The organism is Halopenitus salinus (genome assembly GCF_055397165.1).
This window is the reverse complement of record NZ_AP043853.1, coordinates 2,176,397-2,193,819: the sequence shown is the minus strand read 5'-3', so window position 1 is coordinate 2,193,819 and position 17,423 is coordinate 2,176,397. Positions and strand designations below refer to the sequence as shown.

At 69.8% G+C, this 17,423-nt stretch carries 16 protein-coding genes; 6 read left to right on the top strand and 10 right to left on the bottom strand.

Annotated features, from left to right (window positions below; translation table 11 throughout):
• The first annotated feature begins 21 nt into the window (after positions 1-21).
• Positions 22-810 carry a DsbA family protein gene (locus ACZ5YD_RS12815; RefSeq protein ID WP_379744003.1) on the top strand — a complete coding sequence of 263 codons (789 nt, stop codon included), beginning with the start codon at positions 22-24 and terminating at the stop codon, positions 808-810.
• Complete coding sequence (locus tag ACZ5YD_RS12810; protein WP_379744005.1) at positions 807-1,427, top strand: hypothetical protein; 621 nt, start codon at positions 807-809, stop codon at positions 1,425-1,427. The genes ACZ5YD_RS12815 and ACZ5YD_RS12810 overlap by 4 nt, the downstream gene beginning before the upstream one ends.
• A gap of 25 nt (positions 1,428-1,452) precedes the next feature.
• Here ACZ5YD_RS12810 and ACZ5YD_RS12805 read toward each other — a convergent pair whose 3' ends face one another.
• Positions 1,453-2,256 (bottom strand): aldo/keto reductase, encoded by an 804-nt coding sequence (locus tag ACZ5YD_RS12805; protein WP_379744007.1) that lies wholly within the window; start codon positions 2,254-2,256, stop codon positions 1,453-1,455.
• A gap of 113 nt (positions 2,257-2,369) precedes the next feature.
• Between ACZ5YD_RS12805 and dgoD the strand changes: the two genes are divergently transcribed.
• Positions 2,370-3,524 carry a galactonate dehydratase gene (gene dgoD / locus ACZ5YD_RS12800; RefSeq protein WP_379744009.1) on the top strand — a complete coding sequence of 385 codons (1,155 nt, stop codon included), beginning with the start codon at positions 2,370-2,372 and terminating at the stop codon, positions 3,522-3,524.
• 52 nt (positions 3,525-3,576) lie between these two features.
• Here dgoD and ACZ5YD_RS12795 read toward each other — a convergent pair whose 3' ends face one another.
• The 3 genes from ACZ5YD_RS12795 to ACZ5YD_RS12785 all read right to left on the bottom strand — a co-directional run bounded on the left by ACZ5YD_RS12795 (position 3,577) and on the right by ACZ5YD_RS12785 (position 6,741).
• A complete protein-coding gene (locus ACZ5YD_RS12795) occupies positions 3,577-4,230 on the bottom strand; it encodes a dolichyl-phosphate hexose transferase (protein ID WP_379745570.1) in 654 nt (217 codons plus the stop codon).
• Positions 4,231-4,522: 292 nt separating this feature from the next.
• The gene (locus ACZ5YD_RS12790) at positions 4,523-6,181 is read right to left on the bottom strand and encodes a GMC family oxidoreductase (RefSeq protein WP_379744011.1); all 1,659 of its coding nucleotides are present in this window, start codon (positions 6,179-6,181) and stop codon (positions 4,523-4,525) included.
• Positions 6,178-6,741: a gluconate 2-dehydrogenase subunit 3 family protein gene (locus tag ACZ5YD_RS12785; protein ID WP_379801102.1), complete on the bottom strand. Its 564-nt coding sequence runs from the start codon at positions 6,739-6,741 to the stop codon at positions 6,178-6,180. The genes ACZ5YD_RS12790 and ACZ5YD_RS12785 overlap by 4 nt, the downstream gene beginning before the upstream one ends.
• Before the next feature lie 67 nt (positions 6,742-6,808).
• Here ACZ5YD_RS12785 and ACZ5YD_RS12780 point away from each other — a divergent pair, with 67 nt between their 5' ends.
• Positions 6,809-8,446, top strand: a complete 1,638-nt coding sequence (locus tag ACZ5YD_RS12780) for an ABC transporter permease (protein WP_379744015.1) — start codon at positions 6,809-6,811, stop codon at positions 8,444-8,446.
• A 49-nt stretch (positions 8,447-8,495) separates the two neighbouring features.
• On the opposite strand, the gene ACZ5YD_RS12775 is transcribed toward ACZ5YD_RS12780, so the two are convergent.
• Positions 8,496-9,407 (bottom strand): NAD(P)-dependent oxidoreductase, encoded by a 912-nt coding sequence (locus ACZ5YD_RS12775; RefSeq protein WP_379744017.1) that lies wholly within the window; start codon positions 9,405-9,407, stop codon positions 8,496-8,498.
• A 207-nt stretch (positions 9,408-9,614) separates the two neighbouring features.
• Between ACZ5YD_RS12775 and ACZ5YD_RS12770 the strand changes: the two genes are divergently transcribed.
• The gene (locus ACZ5YD_RS12770; RefSeq protein WP_379744019.1) at positions 9,615-10,955 is read left to right on the top strand and encodes a CaiB/BaiF CoA transferase family protein; all 1,341 of its coding nucleotides are present in this window, start codon (positions 9,615-9,617) and stop codon (positions 10,953-10,955) included.
• A gap of 18 nt (positions 10,956-10,973) precedes the next feature.
• Here the strand turns inward: ACZ5YD_RS12770 and gcvPB are convergent, their stop codons facing one another.
• From gcvPB to gcvT, 4 genes are all read right to left on the bottom strand, one after another.
• On the bottom strand, positions 10,974-12,401 hold the full coding sequence (gene gcvPB / locus ACZ5YD_RS12765) for an aminomethyl-transferring glycine dehydrogenase subunit GcvPB (RefSeq protein WP_379744021.1): 1,428 nt from the start codon (positions 12,399-12,401) through the stop codon (positions 10,974-10,976).
• Positions 12,402-13,673: an aminomethyl-transferring glycine dehydrogenase subunit GcvPA gene (gene gcvPA / locus ACZ5YD_RS12760; protein ID WP_464384475.1), complete on the bottom strand. Its 1,272-nt coding sequence runs from the start codon at positions 13,671-13,673 to the stop codon at positions 12,402-12,404. It abuts the gene before it with no gap.
• Between the two features lie 128 nt (positions 13,674-13,801).
• Positions 13,802-14,182, bottom strand: coding sequence for a glycine cleavage system protein GcvH (gene gcvH / locus ACZ5YD_RS12755; RefSeq protein ID WP_379744025.1), 381 nt, complete (start codon positions 14,180-14,182; stop codon positions 13,802-13,804).
• 19 nt (positions 14,183-14,201) lie between these two features.
• Positions 14,202-15,320, bottom strand: a complete 1,119-nt coding sequence (gene gcvT, locus ACZ5YD_RS12750; RefSeq protein ID WP_379744027.1) for a glycine cleavage system aminomethyltransferase GcvT — start codon at positions 15,318-15,320, stop codon at positions 14,202-14,204.
• A 319-nt stretch (positions 15,321-15,639) separates the two neighbouring features.
• On the opposite strand from gcvT, the gene ACZ5YD_RS12745 reads away from it, so the two are divergent.
• On the top strand, positions 15,640-16,083 hold the full coding sequence (locus ACZ5YD_RS12745; RefSeq protein ID WP_379745573.1) for an NYN domain-containing protein: 444 nt from the start codon (positions 15,640-15,642) through the stop codon (positions 16,081-16,083).
• Between the two features lie 50 nt (positions 16,084-16,133).
• Here the strand turns inward: ACZ5YD_RS12745 and ACZ5YD_RS12740 are convergent, their stop codons facing one another.
• Positions 16,134-17,390: a tRNA (N(6)-L-threonylcarbamoyladenosine(37)-C(2))-methylthiotransferase gene (locus tag ACZ5YD_RS12740; RefSeq protein ID WP_379744029.1), complete on the bottom strand. Its 1,257-nt coding sequence runs from the start codon at positions 17,388-17,390 to the stop codon at positions 16,134-16,136.
• Between the last annotated feature and the right edge of the window lie 33 nt (positions 17,391-17,423).

The following is a 17,423-nucleotide window of genomic DNA, read 5'->3' as shown; positions in this document are numbered from 1 at the left end:
GACCACACGGACACACGAGCCATGACCGACGCGCACGATCCGGTAACTGACCGTCACCGGGACACGTCATCGACCGACGTCGATCCCCTACCGATCGACGTCGATTCCCGGTCGCGTCGCGCGGCAGTGGCGACGATCGGCTCGCTCGGAGCCGGGGTGCTCGCCGGCTGTCTGGACCGAGGTGGGGTGAAAGGCGACGGGAGCGGAACCGGAACCGGCGGATCCGAGTCCGTCGAGACGCACCCGGCCACGAACGCCATCGAGGGCTCGCCGACGCTCGGCCCCGAGCCGGGAACGGCCGAGGCGACGATCGTCGAGTTCGGCGATCCCTCCTGTAGCACGTGTGCCGCGTTCGCATCCTCGACCTTCCCGAAGCTGCGAGAGAACGCGATCGATCCCGGGCGAGTGAGCTACGTCTGGCGGGCGCTACCGGGCGTCGAGCCGTGGGGCCGGCCCGCCGCCCGCGCGCTCTGGGCCGTCCAGCTCGCCGATCCCGAAGGGTTCTGGCGACTCAAGGCGTGGTACTACGACGAGCGGGCGTCCATCTCCGAGGACACCGTGCGCGACCGGACCGAGGAGGCGCTCGTGGATGGCGAAGTCTCGACCGACGCGCGCGTGGACCGCGTGCTGGCGGCGATCGACGACGAGGACGAGACGGTTCGGGAACGGCTCGAGCGCGACGAGCGGGCGGGCAAGGAGACCGACTTCACGGGCGTGCCCGCGTTCGTGCTCTTTCGGGACGGCGAGCACGTTACGACCGTCCTCGGCAACCAACCGTACGGCGTCTTCGAGGGGGCACTGGGGCTGTGACCGCCGACGATCGACGGTCGCGGCTCGCGCTCCCGTCCCGCCCGCCGCTTCCCACGTCGCGAGCGGACGTCGCGGAGACGGCTCGAACCGTCCGCAGGGTCCTGTCGCGTCCGGGGTACCTCGCCGTCGCCGTGGTGGTCGCGAGTACGATCACGGCCGCGTCCGCCGCGCTCGAGAACCCGGACCTCGTGGGGTATCTCCTCGGCGGCGACCTCCCGCTCGCCACGCGGACTCGGGTGTTCTTCATGCTGCTGCCGGGGGTGGAGACGGCCGCGCCGGTCGTGGACGCGGGACGGCTCCTCGTCGCGACGTTGACCGGGATCGTCGCGGCGGTGGCGACGTTCAGGGTTCGGCTGACGGGCTCGGCGGCCGAGGGCGGACGCGCGGGCGCGACGACGAGCGTCGGCGTCCTCGCGAGCGTCCTCGGCGGCGGGTGTGCGGCCTGCGGTCCCGCGATCGCCGCGGGACTCGCCGGCTCGGGACTCGCGGTCCCCGCGGCGGTACTCCCGTTCGGCGGGACGGGCGTTCTGTGGGGGTCGGTGCTGCTGCTCGCCTGCTCGGTCTTCTGGCTCACGCGCGGGATCGGGGGTGCGTGTGCGGTGGAATCCGGACGGTAGTCCCTCGGAAGGATCGTGAACCGACTCAGGCCAGCCAGGGAGCGCCCGCGCGCTCGACGAAGCGCTCGGTTCGATCGATCGCGTCGATCGCCGCCACGTCCTCGGGGTCGAGCTCGAGGTCGAGCGCGGCGAGGTTGTCGCGGATGTGCGCCTCGCTCGTCGCCTTCGGAATGACGCGGACGCGGTCCTTCGAGAGGAGCCACGCGAGCGAGACCTGCGCCCCGCTGACGCCGTGTTTCTCTGCGATCGACTCGATCGGAGGGAGATCGAGAACGCGACCGCGCGCGAGCGGGGAGTAAGCCACGAGGTCGTAGCCGTGCGTCTGTGCGTGCTCGAGGAGGTCGTCCTGCGGGAGAAGCGGGTGCATCTCGACCTGGTGGGCGAAGAGGCCCGATTCGAGGCGGTCGCGGGCCTCATCGAGGAGAGGCACGTCGAAGTTGCTAACCCCGACGTGGTCGATCCAGCCACGGTCGACCAGCTCGTCGAAGGCCGGAAGCGTCTCCGAGGCCGCGTAGTTGCCGATCGGCCAGTGGACGTACAGGAGATCGATGACGTCGACGTCGAGGCGGTCCAGGCTCTCCTTCGTGGCCTCGATGACCTCCTCGTAGGCGACGCCGGTCTCCTCGGGGTGGATCTTGGTCGCGAGCGTGATCTCCTCGCGGGGAACGTCGGCGGCGGCGATCCCCTCGCCGACCGCCGCCTCGTTGCCGTACGCCTGTGCGGTGTCGACGTGTCGATACCCCATCTCCAGGGCCGTTCGAACGCTCTCGGCGCAGACGTCCGGTTCCGCGTTCTGCCAGGTTCCGATCCCGATGTCGGGCAGGCTCATGGGGCGATCATCCGGGACCGGGGGGATATCTCTTTGGATCGAGGCCACGCAGTCGGTCGATCGCGTCGCGTCCAAAGAGCTATCCGTGGAGGTGTCGAATCGGCGCGCGAGACATGAGCGAGATCGTCGACTACGAGCTCTTCGAGGTGCCGCCGCGCTGGCTGTTCTTGCGGATCGAGACCGCGGACGGTCTCGTCGGCTGGGGCGAACCCGTCGTCGAGGGGCGATCGCACACGGTGAAGGCCGCGGTCGAGGACCTGATGGAGACCCACGTCCTCGGCGAGCCCGCCGCCCCGATCGAGGACCACTGGCAGACGATGTACCGCGGCGGGTTCTACCGCGGCGGCCCGGTGTTGATGTCCGCCATCGCCGGCATCGATCAGGCGCTCTGGGACCTCAAGGGCAAGCGGTTCGACGCGCCGGTCCACGAGCTGCTCGGCGGCAGGGCCCGCGACCGGATCCGGGTCTACCAGTGGATCGGCGGCGACCGGCCCTCGGCGGTGGCCGAGGAGGCGAGAAAGCGGGTCGACGCGGGGTTCACGGCGTTGAAGATGAACGCGACCGAGGAGCTCGAGCGCGTCGACGATCCCGCGACCGTGCGTCAGGCGGTCGAGCGGCTGAAGGAGGTCCGCGAGGCTGTCGGCGAGGAGGTGGACGTCGGCGTCGACTTCCACGGTCGGGTGAGCAAGCCGATGGCGAAGCGGCTCGCGGCGGCGCTCGAGCCCCACGAACCGATGTTCATCGAGGAGCCCGTCCTCCCCGAGCACAACGACGAGCTCGGCGACGTCGCGGCCCACACGACGATCCCGATCGCGACCGGCGAGCGGATGTTCTCGCGGTGGGACTTCAAGGAGGTCTTCGAGGACGGCTCCGTCGACGTGATCCAGCCGGATCTGTCGCACGCCGGCGGCATCACGGAGGTGAAGAAGATCGCGAGCATGGCGGAGGCCTACGACGTCGCGATCGCGCCCCACTGCCCGCTCGGGCCGATCGCGCTCGCCTCCTGCATCCAGGTCGACGCCTGCTCGCCGAACGCGCTCATTCAAGAACAGAGCATGAACATCCACTACAACGAGACCTCCGACGTGGTCGACTACCTGGCGGACCCGGACGTCTTCGACTACGAGGACGGCTACGTCGACATTCCGGAGGGGCCGGGCCTCGGGATCGACATCGACGAGGCGTTCGTCCGCGAGCAGGCCGAGGAGGACGTCGACTGGCACGGTCCCGTCTGGCGCCACGACGACGGCAGCGTAGCCGAGTGGTGAGCCGGCGGGAGCCGTCTCGAAACACCCCCGAGCGCGGACCGAGGAGGATTCCTCAAAGCGCCCGAAGCCGCTCCTCGAGACAGACGGTGACGATGGACTTCGCGATGGCGGCGCCGCCCTCGATGGGGTCGAGCTTCGTCTCGCCGGCGCGCTCGCCGTAGGGGATCGGAACCTCCCGGACGTCGAAGCCGCGCATCAGCGGGCGGATGAGGAGTTCCGCGGAGAGGCCCGTGTTCTCGGTCCAGTCGATCGACTCCACGACGTCGCGGCGGTACGCGCGCATGCCGTTCGTGGTGTCGTGAACGCGCGTTCCCATGAGGAGGCTCGCGATCGCGGCGAACGCGTGGTTTCCGAACCGGTTGAACGCCGGCATCGCGTCGGCGCCGTGATAGAGCCGATCGCCGCTCACGACGTCGTACCCCTCGTTGATCGCCTCGAGGAACTCGGGAAGCCGCTCCATCGGGTAGGTGTCGTCGCAGTCGGTCGTGACGACCACCGGGCGGTCGGGCGCGAGGATCGCCTCGCGAACCGCGATGCCGTAGCCCTGGGGCTCCTGTTCGATGACGCGCGCGCCGTGCTCGCGGGCGATCTCCGGCGTGCGGTCCGAGGAGCCGTCGACACAGACGACCTCCGCCTTCCCGTCGGTGACGCGCTCGACGTCCTCGAGCACCGTTTCGATCGCCTCCTCCTCGTTGTAGGTGCCCATGACGACGCTGAGGTCCTCGAAGGTGTACTCGTCGTCGACGCCGCCCGAGGCGGCCGCGGCGTCGAGATCGGTGCCCGCCGCGGTCGCCCGCTCCGCACCGTCCGGCGTCCCTTCGACGTCCGGCGTCCCTTCGGCGTCGTCGGATGTCGGCTCCGCGTCGTTGTCGGTCGTATCCGTCTCGATCGTGCTCGCAGTCCCGCTCGCCGTGTGTGCTGAATCGCTCATTACCTACACCTCAGGTCGCACGCACTTGAGTTTTTAGGTTTGCCTAAAACAGCGGCGTGATATCGTGTCACGAACCCGAGAGCCGGGCGTCGACGTCGTCGGCGACGCGGAGCGCGAGCGCGGCGATGGTGAGCGTGGGGTTCATCGCCCCGCCCGTGGGGAAGACGGAGCTGGAGGCGATCCAGCAGTTCGCCAGGTCGTGGGTCCGGCAGTCGGGGTCGACGACGCCGTCCTCCGGGTCGTCGCTCATCCGCGTCGTGCCCATGTGGTGGTAGGCGGGACCGGTCGCGTCCGGACCCGCGACCCACCCGACGTCGGCGCCGAGTTCCTCCAGGATCTCGACCTGGATCTCGTTGGCCCGCTCGATCGTCTCGAGCGCCCGGTCGTCGACGGTCCATTCGATCTGCGGGACCGGGTTACCGTGGTCGTCCGTGCGGTCGTCGGCGAGCGTCACGCGGCTGTCGGACCGGGGTCGCTGCTCGACGAGCCCGCCCATCGCGACGTGGTTGCCGTACCCGTCCCGCAGCTGCTCCAGGAGGGGGTCGCCCCAGTCGTCGCCCGAGAGCGCCATCTCGACGGGGGAGGGGCCGGCGTAGTTGAAGAACTCCAGTTTGAACGGCGCCTGCGACTCGTCGGCCTCGTCGTAGAACTGGTCGCAGCCGCTCGTGTAGAAGCCGACGTGGTTCTGTCGGGTCGGCTCCTCGAGCGTCCCGCCCGCGCCCGCGAACAGGTGATCCATGAAGAACTCGCCGACGTGACCGCTGGCGTTGGCGAGTCCGTCCGGGTAGCGGTCCGAGGCGGACAAAAGGAGGAGACGCGGCGTCTCCACGCCCCCGGCGGCGACGACGAACGCGTCGGCCTCCTGTCGGTGCTCCTCCCCATCCGGCGTCGCGTAGACCGCGGCGGTCACGCGATCCTCGTCGTCGTGCTCGAGCCGCTGAACCGACGCGCGGTCGATCACGGTCGCGCCGTGCTCCTCCGCGCGGTCGACGTGGACCGTCGCGTCGTACTTCGCGCCGCTCGGACACACGGGCTGGCAGGTGCCGTACCCGACGCAGGGCGACCGCCCCTCGTACGGCTCGGAGTTGCGCGCGTTCGGTACCGAGTGCATGTCGATCCCGAGCGACTCGCAGGCCTCGGCGAAGAGGGAGTCGCTGTAGGAGGGCTCGAAGGCGGGCATCGGGTGTGGCTCCTCGCGGGGCGGCGCGTAGGGGTTGTCGGAGGCTCCCGCGACGCCCAGTTCGCGTTCGGCCTCCGCGTAGTAGGGCCGGAGATCCGCGTAGTCGATCGGCCAGTCGGGACCGACGCCGCGGACCGTACCGGAGTTGAAGTCGTCCTCGTGGAGGCGCATCACCATCCCCTGCCAGTGGAGGGTCGACCCGCCGATCCCCTTCACGCGGGCGTGGTTCAGCGGATAGAACCGATCGCCGGCGTTCTCGTGGGCGTCGCGCGCGCCGCCGACGTCCCACACGTCGGGGCGATCGTAGGCCGGCCGGATCGCCCGCTCCTGGCGTTTCAGGCGGTCGCTCGGGTCGAACCTGGGCCCCGCATCCAAAATCGCGACCCCGTGGCCGCTCGCGGCGAGACGCTCGCCGACGATGCCGCCGGCGGGACCGGCTCCGACGATACAGACGTCGGCGTCCGGGATCGGCGTTCGATCGACGGCCGCTTGGTCGACTGCCGCTTGGTCGACGGGCGCTCGGTCCGAGCCTTCGGGTCCGCTCATCGCGTTGGTCCCCGCGTGTAGGTGTCGTGTCCCCCAGGATGTCCCTGCGGGTTCTCGATCCCGACGAGCTTCCCGCCGGTCGGCGAGGCGTAGAGGGCGAGCAGTAGCTCGTTGACGACGTAGTACCGAACCCGCTCGGCGAACGTCCCGTCGGGCGCCTCCTCGGCGGTGTGGGCGCCGACCTCCCGAAGCAGCCGGTCGCGGTCGGCGGTCGAGAGGGCGACGATCCGATCGCCGTGCCACTCCTCGGCGCGCCGGTCGAGCTCGCCGGCGACGGTCCGAAGCGATTCCGCGTGGTCCTCGCGATCGAGTCGTCCGTCGAGGAACGATCCGACGAACTCCTCGATCCCGGAGACCTCCGAGGGATAGACGATCTCGGCGACGGCGACGAAGGCGTCGACGAGTTCGGCGTCGGAAAGCCGGTCGCTTCCGTCGCGATCGGTTTCGTCGTGCCCACTTCCGTCGCGATCGCTTCCGAGACGGGCGGCTCCGCCGACCGCGGCGCCGCCGGCGCCGATGGCCGCGAGGGCCGCGACCGCGTCGCGTCTCGACAGCTCCATGTCCGGATTAGGCAAACCTAATCCTTATAGCCGTTGGAGTGGCTCCGTTTATACACGGAGGACATCGATGGGGGACATCCGATCGGTCGTTCGCGCCGCCCGCGGGGCGCTCGAGCGCGAGGAGCGTCCGCCGCTCGGGCTGACGCTTCTGTGTGCCGGAATCGCCGCCGCGATGGTGTTACCGTTGAGCTGGCTCGTGATCGAGGCCGGCACGGTCGATCCGGAGCGTGCGCGGGAACTCGTCTTCCGGATCGGGACCCTCGAGGTGCTGGCGAACAGCCTGGCGTTGACCGCCGGCGTCACGGCCGCCTCGATGCTGATCGGGGTTCCGCTCGCCTACCTCACCACCCGGACGAACCTCCCGTTCCGGCGCTTTTGGACCATCGTCGCCGCCCTGCCGCTCGTGGTGCCGAGCTACGTCGGCGCCTTCTCGTTCGTCTCGGCGTTCGGCCCCCGCGGCGAGTTCCACGACCTGCTCGCGCCGCTGGGCGTCGATCGAGTTCCCGAGATATACGGACTGGGGGGCGGGATCCTCGTCATCACGCTGTACACCTACCCCTACGTCTACCTCACGACGCGGGCGGCGCTTCTGTCGCTCGACACCACGCTCATCGAGGCGGCGAGAACCCTCAATCACACGCGCTGGGGAACGTTCAAGCGCGTGACGCTTCCGCACATCCGGCCGGCCGTGGCCGCCGGCAGCCTGCTCGCGGCGCTCTATGCGATCTCCGACTTCGGGACGCCGGCCATCATGCGCGTCGAGGTCTTTACCCGCCAGATATACGTCGAGTACAACTCCTTCGGCCAGGAGTACGCGGCGCTTTTGTCCCTGCAACTGCTCGGGGTGGTCCTCCTCGTGTTGGCGCTCGAACAGTGGATCCGCACGGACCGAACGGTCGAGGCCGGATCGGGCTCCGGCGGCGAGACCCGGGCCGACCTGGGCGTCTGGCGGTGGCCAGCGATGCTGCTCCCGGGAAGCGTCGCCGCCGTCTCGCTCGTGGTTCCGGTGTGGATCCTCCTCCTTTGGCTCACGAGCACGGGGACGGACCGCCGCCCCTCGCTCGCCTTCGAGTGGAGCTTCGCCCTCAACTCCGCGACGGTCGCGCTCGCGGCGGCCGTCGTCGCCTCGGCGGCGGCGCTGCCGATCGCGTACTTCTCCGCGCGCCACGAGTCGGTGCTGGCCACCGTCTTCGAGCGGGCGACCTACGTCGGGTTCGCGGTTCCGGGGATCGTCCTCGCGCTGGCGCTCGTCTACTTCGGCGCGGGCTATGAGGCCCTGGAGATCCCCTACGCGCCGGCAATCTACCAGACGATCCCGCTTTTGGTCTTCGCCTACGTCGTCCGGTTCACCCCGCAGGCGGTGGGCACCCTCAGATCCGGCGTACTCGGCGTCGATCCGACGCTCGTCGAGGCCGCTCGGTCGCTCGGCGAGACCCCCGGCGGAGCCTTCAGACGCGTCACCCTTCGTCTCATCGCGCCGAGCGTCACGGCCGGGGCGGCGCTCGTCTTCCTCACGACGATGAAGGAACTCCCGGTGACGCTCATCCTGCGGCCGACCGGCTTCGAGACGATCGTCACCCAGATCTGGCGCGCCCAGGCGGCCGCCTACTTCCAGTACGCGGCCGTTCCGGCGCTGTTGCTTTTGGCCATCTCGGGGCTCTCGATGGTGGTGTTGCTCGTCGGGAGCGGACGAGAGGGGCTTTGAGGAGCGACCGCGTACGGAGAGGGGAGTCGCTCCTCGTCGGCCCGCGCCCCTACTCGTCGACGCGCGCCTCGCCGCCCGAGAGCATCTCGAGGACCTGCATCACGCCGGAGTTGTCGTCGTGGTCCATCCCGTTTTGGAGCATCGTCTTGTAGAGCTCGTGGTTGATCGCCGTCTGGGGCATCGGCGAGCCGAACTCCTCGCCCGCGTCCGTGGCGATGCGCAGGTCCTTGTACTGGTAGGCGGCGAAGAATCCGGGATCGAAGTCGCCCTGGATCATGTCGGGCGCGCGGTTGTCGAGGGCCCAACACCCGGCCGCGCCGCCGCTTATCGCGTCGACGACCGCCTCGAGGTCGGCGCCGGCGTTGTCCGCGAAGACGAGCGCCTCGCTGACGCCGACCATCTGGGCCGCGACGACGATCTGGTTGCACGCCTTCGTCGTCTGTCCGGCGCCGCTCGGGCCGCAGTGGGTGATCGTCTCGCCCATGGCCTCGAGCACGTCCATCTGGGCCTCGAGCGCGTCCTCGTCGCCGCCGACCATGATCGAGAGCGTCCCGTCGATGGCGCCCTGCTCGCCCCCGGAGATGGGCGCATCGAGCATGTCCACCCCTTCCTCAGCGAGACGGTCCGCGACCGACTCCGCCACCGTCGGCGAGATGGTCGAGTGGTCGATCACGGTCATCCCTTCGCTCAGACCGTCGATGACCGGATCCGACTCGGAGCCCTCGCCGAGAACCACGTTCTCGACGTCGGGCGAGTCGGGCAGACAGAGGAGCACGACGTCGCTTCGCTCGGCGACGCCCGCGGGCGATCCGCCGTCCTCGCCGCCGTACTCGACGAGCTCCTCGGTCGGCTCGTCGGAGCGGTTGTACCCGACGACGGAGTAGCCCGCGTCGATCAGGTTCTTCGCCATCGGCAGTCCCATGATTCCGAGTCCGACGTATCCAACGGTTGGTGTTGGCATGGCTCCATATGGGGGCATGGTGCCTAAAAGTCTAAGCCCGATCGAGGCGATCGACCGGTCGGAATCCGATCGCGGAGGTCGGCTGTCGGGAGCGAGTCGGAGAGGACGACGTTCCGAACCCGATCGCGGCTTGCGCTCCGTCGACGGCCGGGCGATCGCCCAGGGTTTTTAAGCCGACGTCGCCGCAAGGGCGAGCCATGTGTACCCATGGTCGGTGAGGCACGAACCCCGACGGAAGGGGAGGGACCGCTCGACGGCGTGACCGTCCTCGACGCTTCACGGGTGCTCGTGGGGCCGTTCTGTACGATGCAGCTCGGCGATCTCGGCGCCGAGGTGATCAAGATCGAACGCCCGGGCGAGGGCGATCAGACCCGCGGATGGTACCCGCCGTCGTTCGGCGGATCGGAGACCGACGGAGGAGCGGATCGAAACGTCGGCGACCTGGAGGGTGGCGACGGGAGGGACGGCGACGGGAGCACCGGATCCGACGCGGGAGATTCCGAGGACGCGGGCGAGAGCGCCTACTACGTGAGCGTCAATCGCAACAAGCGCTCCGTCGAGTTGAACCTCGCGAGCGAGGCCGGCCGCGCGGTGTTTCGCGACCTCGCGGGCGAGGCCGACGTGCTCGTCGAGAACTTCCGGGTCGGCAAGATGGCCGAGTGGGGACTCGACTACGGCGACCTCCGCGAGTCGAATCCCGGGCTCGTCTACTGTGGCATCTCCGGCTACGGCGAGTGGGGCCCCGACCGCGACAAGCCCGCCTACGACATCATGATGCAGGCGCGCGGCGGGCTGATGAGCATCACCGGAGTCGAGGGAGGCCCGCCCGTTCGAGTGGGCGTGGCGCTCGCCGACGTCGGCGCCGGGATGTACGCCACCCAGGCGATCCTCGCGGCGCTGCTCGAGCGCGAGCTCGGCGACGGGAGCGGCCAGAAGGTCGACGTGAGCCTCCTCGACGGGCAGGCGGCCTGGATGAGCTACATGGCGACGAACTACTTCGCCTCCGGCGAGCCGCCGGGTCGAATGGGCAGCAAACACCCGAACATCGCGCCCTACCAGGCCTTCGAGACGCGCGACGGCTACGTCGTCGTCGCCTGCTCGTCGGACCCGTTCTGGCCGCCGCTCTGTGAGGCGCTCGACCGCCCCGATCTCCTGGCCGACGAGCGCTTCGAGACGAACACGAAGCGGGTGAGAAACCGGGAGATCCTCGATGCGGAACTCGACGCGGAGTTCGCCGAGTGGACGACCGAGGAGGCGCTCGAGGCGCTCTCTGCCCACGACGTCCCCGCCAGCCACGTGCGGGACATGGAGGAGCTGTTCGAGGACCCACAGATCCGCGCCCGGGGCATGCGCGTGGAGATGGACCACCCGACGGCCGGCACCGTCGAGATGCCCGGATCGCCGATGCACCTCTCGCGGACGCCGACCTCCTACCGGCGCCACCCGCCGCTCCTCGGCGAGCACACGACGGACGTCCTCTCGGAGTACGGCTACGGCGAGGACGACCTGCGGCGGCTTCGCGAGGCGGGAGCGATCCCGGAGGAGTGAGCCGGTTCGGCCGTCTCCTCAGTCGCCCAAGTCGCGCCAGGACAACACGGGATCGCGCGCGGCCGACACCTGGTCGATCCGGCGGGCGGTCGTCCGGTTCGGCGACGACTCGATCGTCTCGTCGTCGTCGCCGAAGGCGCGGTCGAAGGCCTCGCCGAGATCGTCGAGCGACGACCGGCTCTCGATCTCGGTCGGCTCGGTCAACATCGCCTCGGGGACCATCTCCGGCCACTTCGTCGTCGGCGGGTGGACGCCGTAATCGAGCATCCGCTTCGCCACGTCGGCGGCGTCACGCTCGCCGGCCGTGGCCGCGAACTCGTGGTGGAAGGGCCCGTAGGGCACCTCGAGGTCGATCCGCTCGGCGAGGTAGTTGGCGTTGAGGACCGCCTTCGCCGAGGCGTCGAGGAGTCCCTCCCCGCCGAGACGGGCGATGTAGGCGTACGCCTTGATCAACACGAGCCAGTTCCCGGAGAAACCGTGGACCTTGCCGATCGAGCGCTCGGGCTCGGTCAGCTCGTAGCCGGCTCCGCCCTCCCGCTCGCGAACGTGCGGGGTCGGCAGGAACTCAGCGAGTTCGGCCGTCACCCCGACCGGACCGGCGCCCGGACCGCCGCCGCCGTGGGGCGTCGCGAAGGTCTTGTGGACGTTGTAGTGCATCACGTCGAATCCCATGTCGCCCGGTCGAGCCCGGCCCAACAGCGCGTTGAGGTTGGCGCCGTCGTAGTACAACAGCCCGCCCGCGTCGTGGACGATCGCCGCGATCTCCTCGATGTCGCGCTCGAAGAGCCCGACCGTGTTCGGGTTCGTGAGCATCAACGCGGCGGTCTCCCCGGAGACCGCCGCCCGAAGCGCCTCGAGGTCGACCCGGCCGTCGTCGTCGGAGGGCAGCTCCACGACGTCGTAGCCCGCGAGCGCCGCGGTGGCGAAGTTCGTCCCGTGAGCGGAGGCGGGCACGATCACCTCCGAGCGGTCGTCGCCGCGGGACTCGTGGTAGGCCTTCGCGATCCGGATGCCCGTGAACTCGCCGGCGGCACCGGCCGGCGGCTGAAGCGTCACCGCGTCCATCCCGCCGATCGTCGCGAGGTACTCCTGGAGGCCGTGGCGAACCGCGAGAGTCCCCTGGGTAGAGGCCGCGGAGCGGTCGGGGTGGACGAGCGCGTTCGGGTCGGCGGCGACGTCCTCGGTGAACGGCGGATTGTACTTCATCGTACACGACCCGAGCGGATAGGGCCCGGAGTCGATCGACCAGTTCATCTGGGAGAGCCGGGTGTAGTGGCGGGCCAACTCCGGCTCGGAGAGCGAGGGGAGCGTCAACTCCTCGCGGGTCAGATCGTCGGGCAGCGGGCTCTCCTCGCGGACGTCGACCGTCTCCTCGCGCTTTTCGGCCAACAGCGGCTCGTGTCGGTCCTCGTCCTCGCGGGTGTACCGGGCCTGGTCGTGGCGCATTCAGGCCACCTCCTCGAGGGCGGCGACGAGGCCGTCCATCGCGCGGGCGTTCTCGTCCGTGACACACGCCTGCAGCAGGTGGTCGTCGATCGCGTGAACCGCGAATCCCTCGGCCTCGAGGTCGTTCGCGAGCGCCGGCGCGGGCTGGTCACAGCGGATCGCGAACTCCCGGAAGTGGTGCCGGTCGTGGACGGGCGCCTTGTACCCCGTGAGGTCGTCGATCCGTTCGGCGAGCCTCCCGGCGTCGCGCACGCACCGGTTCGCGAGGTCGACGAGCCCGTCGGGACCGAGGTGGGTCGCGTGCATCGCCGCGCGCAGGGCGACCCACGCCTGGTTGGTACAGATGTTCGAGGTCGCCCGCTGTTTGCGGATGTGCTGTTCGCGCGTCTGGAGCGTGAGCGTGTAGGCGCGGTCGCCGGCGGCGTCCTCGCTCGCGCCGACGAGCCGGCCCGGAACCTGCCTGAGGAACGCCTCGCGACAGGCGAACAGTCCGAGCCCCATGCCGTCGGCCACCGGCAGGCCGAGGGCCCCGGCGTCCCCGACGACGACGTCGGCGCCGACGCTCGCGGGCTCGCGAAGCACGGAGAGCGCGAGGACGTCCGAACCGAGCACGAAGAGCGCGTCGTCGTCCGCGGCGAGGTCGCCGATCGCGGCGAGCCGTTCCTCGATGCAGCCGCGAACGGTCGGGTTCTCCGCGTAGACCATGACGACGTCCTCGCCGAGACGCTCCGCGAGCGCGTCGACGTCGGCGATCCCGTCGTCCATCGGGTAGGACTCGACGGCGAGGCTCGCGCCGTCACAGTATCCCTCGAGCACCGCGCGCTTTCCCTCCCGCAGGTGATCGGGGACGAGAACGACGTTCCCGTCCGCCGATCTGGTCCGGTCGGCGAGCGTCGCGGCCTCCGCGAGCGCCGTGGCGGCGTCGTACATCGAGCAGTTCGCGACGCCCAGTCCGGTGAGCTCGACGAGGATCGACTGGTACTCGAAGAGCGCCTGGAGGAACCCCTGTGCGATCTCCGGCTGGTACTGGGTGTAACTCGTGAGGAACTCCGAGCGGTCCGCGAGGTGATCAACGACGCTCGGCACGTAGTGTGCGTAGTGACCCCGACCGAGGAACTCGACGAGGTCGTCGTTTCGCGCGAACGTGCGCGAGAGCTCCTCGCGAACCGCCCGCTCGGAGCGTGCGGGAATGTCGAGTTCGCCGTCGAAGGCGACGGGGCCGGGAATGTCGAAGAGGTCGGCCTCCCTCTCGACGCCGATCGTCTCGAGCATCGCCGCGACCTCCGCGTCCGTGTGCGGGGCGTACGGCGTCCCGGAGCCGGTAGGAACGCGGCTCGCTCCGCCGGACTCGGACTCGGAGCCGATCCCGCCCGATCCGTCGGAGTCGGAGCGGTCGCCCGTCATTCGATCCGGTCTCGGTACTCGGCGGCGGTGAGGAGATCGTCGAACTCCCCGTCGTCCGCGGGGTCGATCTCGAGCATCCAGCCGTCGCCGTAGGGGTCCTCGTTGACCAGCTCGGGCGCGTCGAAGAGCGCCTCGTTGACGGCGACCACCTCGCCGGAGACCGGGGCGTACAGGTCCGAGACGGCCTTTATCGACTCGACGACGCCGAAGGTCTCGTCGGCCTCGATCTCCTCGCCGGGGTCGGGCAGTTCGACGAAGACGACGTCGCCGAGCTCGTCCTGTGCGAACGCGGAGATGCCGATCCGCACGGGGTCGTCGGTGGTCGTCCACTCGTGTGATTCCAGGTAACGACGGTCGTCGGGTACATCGAAGCTCATGGTGTGGTGAAATGGAGGGTCAACGGTCGAGAAACGGGGGCGATCGCACGCGAGCACGCTTCCTCTCGCCGCGAACGACGACGCCGACCTCGGCGCCGTCCTCGGCGGCGTCCGCATCGAGGTAACCCAATCCGATGGGCTCTCCGAGGGTCGGGCTCATCGTACCGGAGGTGAGGTGACCGATCTCCTCCCCGTCGACGTCGGTCACGGCGTATCCGTTCCGGGGGACGCCGCGTTCGGTCAACACGACCCCCGTAAACCGCTCGTCGGTCCCCGCGTCCGACTGGGCCGCGAGCGCGTCCCGGCCCCGGAAGTCGACGTCGAGGTCGACGACGAATCCGATCCCGGCCTCGTAGGGGGTCCGCGGCTCCGCGTCCGGATCGAAGTCCTGTCCCGAGAGCAGAAAGCCCATCTCGATGCGGAGGGTGTCGCGGGCGCCGAGCCCGCAGGGGCGACACTCGAGGGCGCCCCAGACCGGCTCGGCGTCCTCGCTCGCACAGAGGACCTCGAAGCCGTCCTCGCCGGTGTAGCCGGTCCGCGCGAGGAGGCACTCGACGCCGGCGATGCGGGCGTGGTCGAACTCGAAGCGGCCGAGGTCGCGGACGTCCGCGAGATCGGGGCGTCCCGTCCCGGAATCCGGGTCGGCAGCCTCGGCGACCAGGTCCGGCGCGTCCGGGCCCTGGACGGCGACCATGGCCCACTCGTCTGTAACGTTCTTGACGGTTGCGTCGAGGTCCGCCGCGTCGCGGTGGTCGACCCAACGTTCGTAGGCCGCCTCGTCGTGGCCCGCGTTCGGGACGAACAGGTAGGCGGGGTCGTCGGAAAACCGGCGGTAGACGACGACGTCGTCGAGCATGATCCCCTGGTCGTCGGTGACCGCGGTGTACTGCGCCTCGCCCGGATCGAGGGCGGCGACGTCGTTCGTGGTGAGCCGCTGCATCAACGCCGTCGCGTCCGGTCCGGCGACCTCGATCTCGCCCATGTGGGAGACGTCGAAGATCCCCGCCGACTCGCGGACCGCCGCGTGCTCGGTCCGGATCGAGTCGAACTCGACCGGCATGTCCCACCCGCCGAAGTCCACGAACGAGGCGCCGGCCGCCTCGTGGACCGCGTGAAGTGGCGGTGTGCGTCGGGCCATGTCGACACCTCGCCCGCTCGCGCCAAAGGTTTTGCCATGGCGTCCGCGCGGACGGGACCCGGGACCGTTCGCGGGAGGAGCGAGGACGACCGATCGACGGCGAAGCGATCAGCACGCATATGCCGACGCGAGCGATACGGGACGTATGGACGCGGAAGGAGACGGAACGGACCGGGACTCGGGGACCGCCGGGGACGCGGGTCCGGAGGTCGGCGGTGAGAGGGGTCCGGACCCCGACGCGAAGGCGACTGTGGACCCGGAGACGGATCCCGTCACGGACCCCGAAGCGGATCCCGTCCCGGATCCGAACCCGAGCGGGATCGGCGGCTTCCACGTCGACCGGACCGTCGGCGTCGCGCTGTTCGTCGACGGGCCGAACGTGTTGCGCGACGAGTTCGACGTCGACCTCGACGACGTTCGCGAGGCGGCGGGCGAGGAGGGACCGCTCGTGACGACTCGGCTCTACCTCGACGAGCACGCGACGCCGGGGCTCATCCAGGCGGCGGAGGCCCGCGGCTTCGAGGTCGTGATCACCTCGGGGGACGTCGACGTGAAACTCGCCGTGGACGCGACGCGGTTCGCGGCGGAGGGGCGGATGACCACCCTGGCGATCGCCTCGCGCGACACCGACTTCAAGCCGGTCCTGGAGACGGCGAACGGATACGGCGTCCGCACGGTCGCGATCGCGCCCGGCGAGTTCGGCCGGTCGGACGCGCTCCGAAACTCGGCGACGGACTCCGTCACGCTCGACGGCGACGTCTGAGCGAACGCGGGGGCTGAGGGCGGACAAACGGAACGGTCAGGAGCGAGGTCTCAAGCGGAGACCGGCTCGCCGAAGGCGTAGACGGTGTTGTGGCCGGTCACCTCGACGGTGGCGAACTGGCCGGGCTCGAGGCCGTGTTCGTCCGCGTTCTGAACGATGACCTGTCTGTACGCCGAGTCGCGACACTTCACCGAGTCGCCGGTCCCCTCCCGGACGACGAGCACGTCCCGGACGGTCCCGACCATCGACCCGTAGGCCTCGCCGACGACGTCCATCTTCAGCTCGGACATCGCCTTCGAGCGCTCCTTCTTCACCGTCCCGCCGAGGCCCTTCATGTCGGCGGCGTCGGTGCCCGGCCGCTTCGAGAATCGTGTCACGTTGATCTTCTCGGGCCGGACCTCCCGGAGGAGGTCCATCGACCGCTCGTGGTCGTCGCTCGTCTCCGTCGGAAATCCGACGATGAAGTCCGTAGAGAGCGTCCAGCGGTCGAGGCGATCGTCGAAGGTCGAGACGATCTCGCGGAACTCGTCCACCCGGTGTTGTCGCCGCATCGACTCGAGGACCTCGTCGCTGCCGGACTGTACGGGCGCGTGGATGAAGTCGTAGAGCTTCTCGTTGCGGGCAAAGACGTCCGCGAGCTCCTCGCGGATGCCGTGGATGCCGCCCGGGTTGGCCATGCCCAGGCGCACCCGAAAGTCGCCCTCGATCTCACAGATGCGGTCGAGCAGCTCGGGGAGCTTGCGCTCGCCGTCGTCCCACCCGTAGACGCCGGTGTCCTGGCCGGTCACGCGGATCTCCTTCGCCCCGGCGTGGACGAGCGCGCGGGCCTTCTCGAGGTTGTGCTCTATCGGCGGGGAGTCGACGCGGCCGGTCGCGAACTTCGTGATGCAGTACGAGCAGTTCGACATGCAGCCGCGGGCGATGGGGAGGATGCCGACGACGCCGTCGAGCACCGGCTCGGCGTCGGCGGTGGGTGTCGGACACTCCCCGTTTCGCACGTGGGTCGGTACCTCGTCCCAGTGGAGGACCTCGGCGTCGATGCCCGCCTCGCGGAACTGTTCGCCCTGCGCGAGCGCCATGCATCCCGTGACGACGAGGTCCGCGGTCTCCTCGGCGAGCTCCTCCGCGCGCCGGAGCATGTTGCGTTCGGTCTTCTCGACGACGGTGCAGGTGTTGAGGATGGCGACGTCGGCGTCCCCGGGACCGTCGGCCGGACGGTGACCGCCGTCCCGCAGGGCGCGTTCGATCTGCCGGCTCTCACCCCGGTTCGACGTACAGCCGTACGTCTCGATGTGGTACGTCGCCATCGGTTGTCCCCGATAGCGCGCCTGCGGGCAAAA

What these genes read in the sequence shown, in the direction of transcription:
- ACZ5YD_RS12780 (WP_379744015.1), top strand. Translation starts at nt 6,809, where the DNA reads ATGGGGGACATCCGATCGGTCGTTCGCGCCGCCCGCGGGGCGCTCGAG.
- gcvH (WP_379744025.1), bottom strand. Translation starts at nt 14,182, where the DNA reads ATGAGCTTCGATGTACCCGACGACCGTCGTTACCTGGAATCACACGAG.
- dgoD (WP_379744009.1), top strand. Translation starts at nt 2,370, where the DNA reads ATGAGCGAGATCGTCGACTACGAGCTCTTCGAGGTGCCGCCGCGCTGG.
- ACZ5YD_RS12805 (WP_379744007.1), bottom strand. Translation starts at nt 2,256, where the DNA reads ATGAGCCTGCCCGACATCGGGATCGGAACCTGGCAGAACGCGGAACCG.
- ACZ5YD_RS12790 (WP_379744011.1), bottom strand. Translation starts at nt 6,181, where the DNA reads ATGAGCGGACCCGAAGGCTCGGACCGAGCGCCCGTCGACCAAGCGGCA.
- ACZ5YD_RS12770 (WP_379744019.1), top strand. Translation starts at nt 9,615, where the DNA reads ATGGTCGGTGAGGCACGAACCCCGACGGAAGGGGAGGGACCGCTCGAC.
- ACZ5YD_RS12775 (WP_379744017.1), bottom strand. Translation starts at nt 9,407, where the DNA reads ATGCCAACACCAACCGTTGGATACGTCGGACTCGGAATCATGGGACTG.
- ACZ5YD_RS12795 (WP_379745570.1), bottom strand. Translation starts at nt 4,230, where the DNA reads ATGGGCACCTACAACGAGGAGGAGGCGATCGAAACGGTGCTCGAGGAC.
- ACZ5YD_RS12815 (WP_379744003.1), top strand. Translation starts at nt 22, where the DNA reads ATGACCGACGCGCACGATCCGGTAACTGACCGTCACCGGGACACGTCA.
- gcvPA (WP_464384475.1), bottom strand. Translation starts at nt 13,673, where the DNA reads ATGCTCGAGACGATCGGCGTCGAGAGGGAGGCCGACCTCTTCGACATT.
- ACZ5YD_RS12740 (WP_379744029.1), bottom strand. Translation starts at nt 17,390, where the DNA reads ATGGCGACGTACCACATCGAGACGTACGGCTGTACGTCGAACCGGGGT.
- gcvT (WP_379744027.1), bottom strand. Translation starts at nt 15,320, where the DNA reads ATGGCCCGACGCACACCGCCACTTCACGCGGTCCACGAGGCGGCCGGC.
- gcvPB (WP_379744021.1), bottom strand. Translation starts at nt 12,401, where the DNA reads ATGCGCCACGACCAGGCCCGGTACACCCGCGAGGACGAGGACCGACAC.
- ACZ5YD_RS12785 (WP_379801102.1), bottom strand. Translation starts at nt 6,741, where the DNA reads ATGGAGCTGTCGAGACGCGACGCGGTCGCGGCCCTCGCGGCCATCGGC.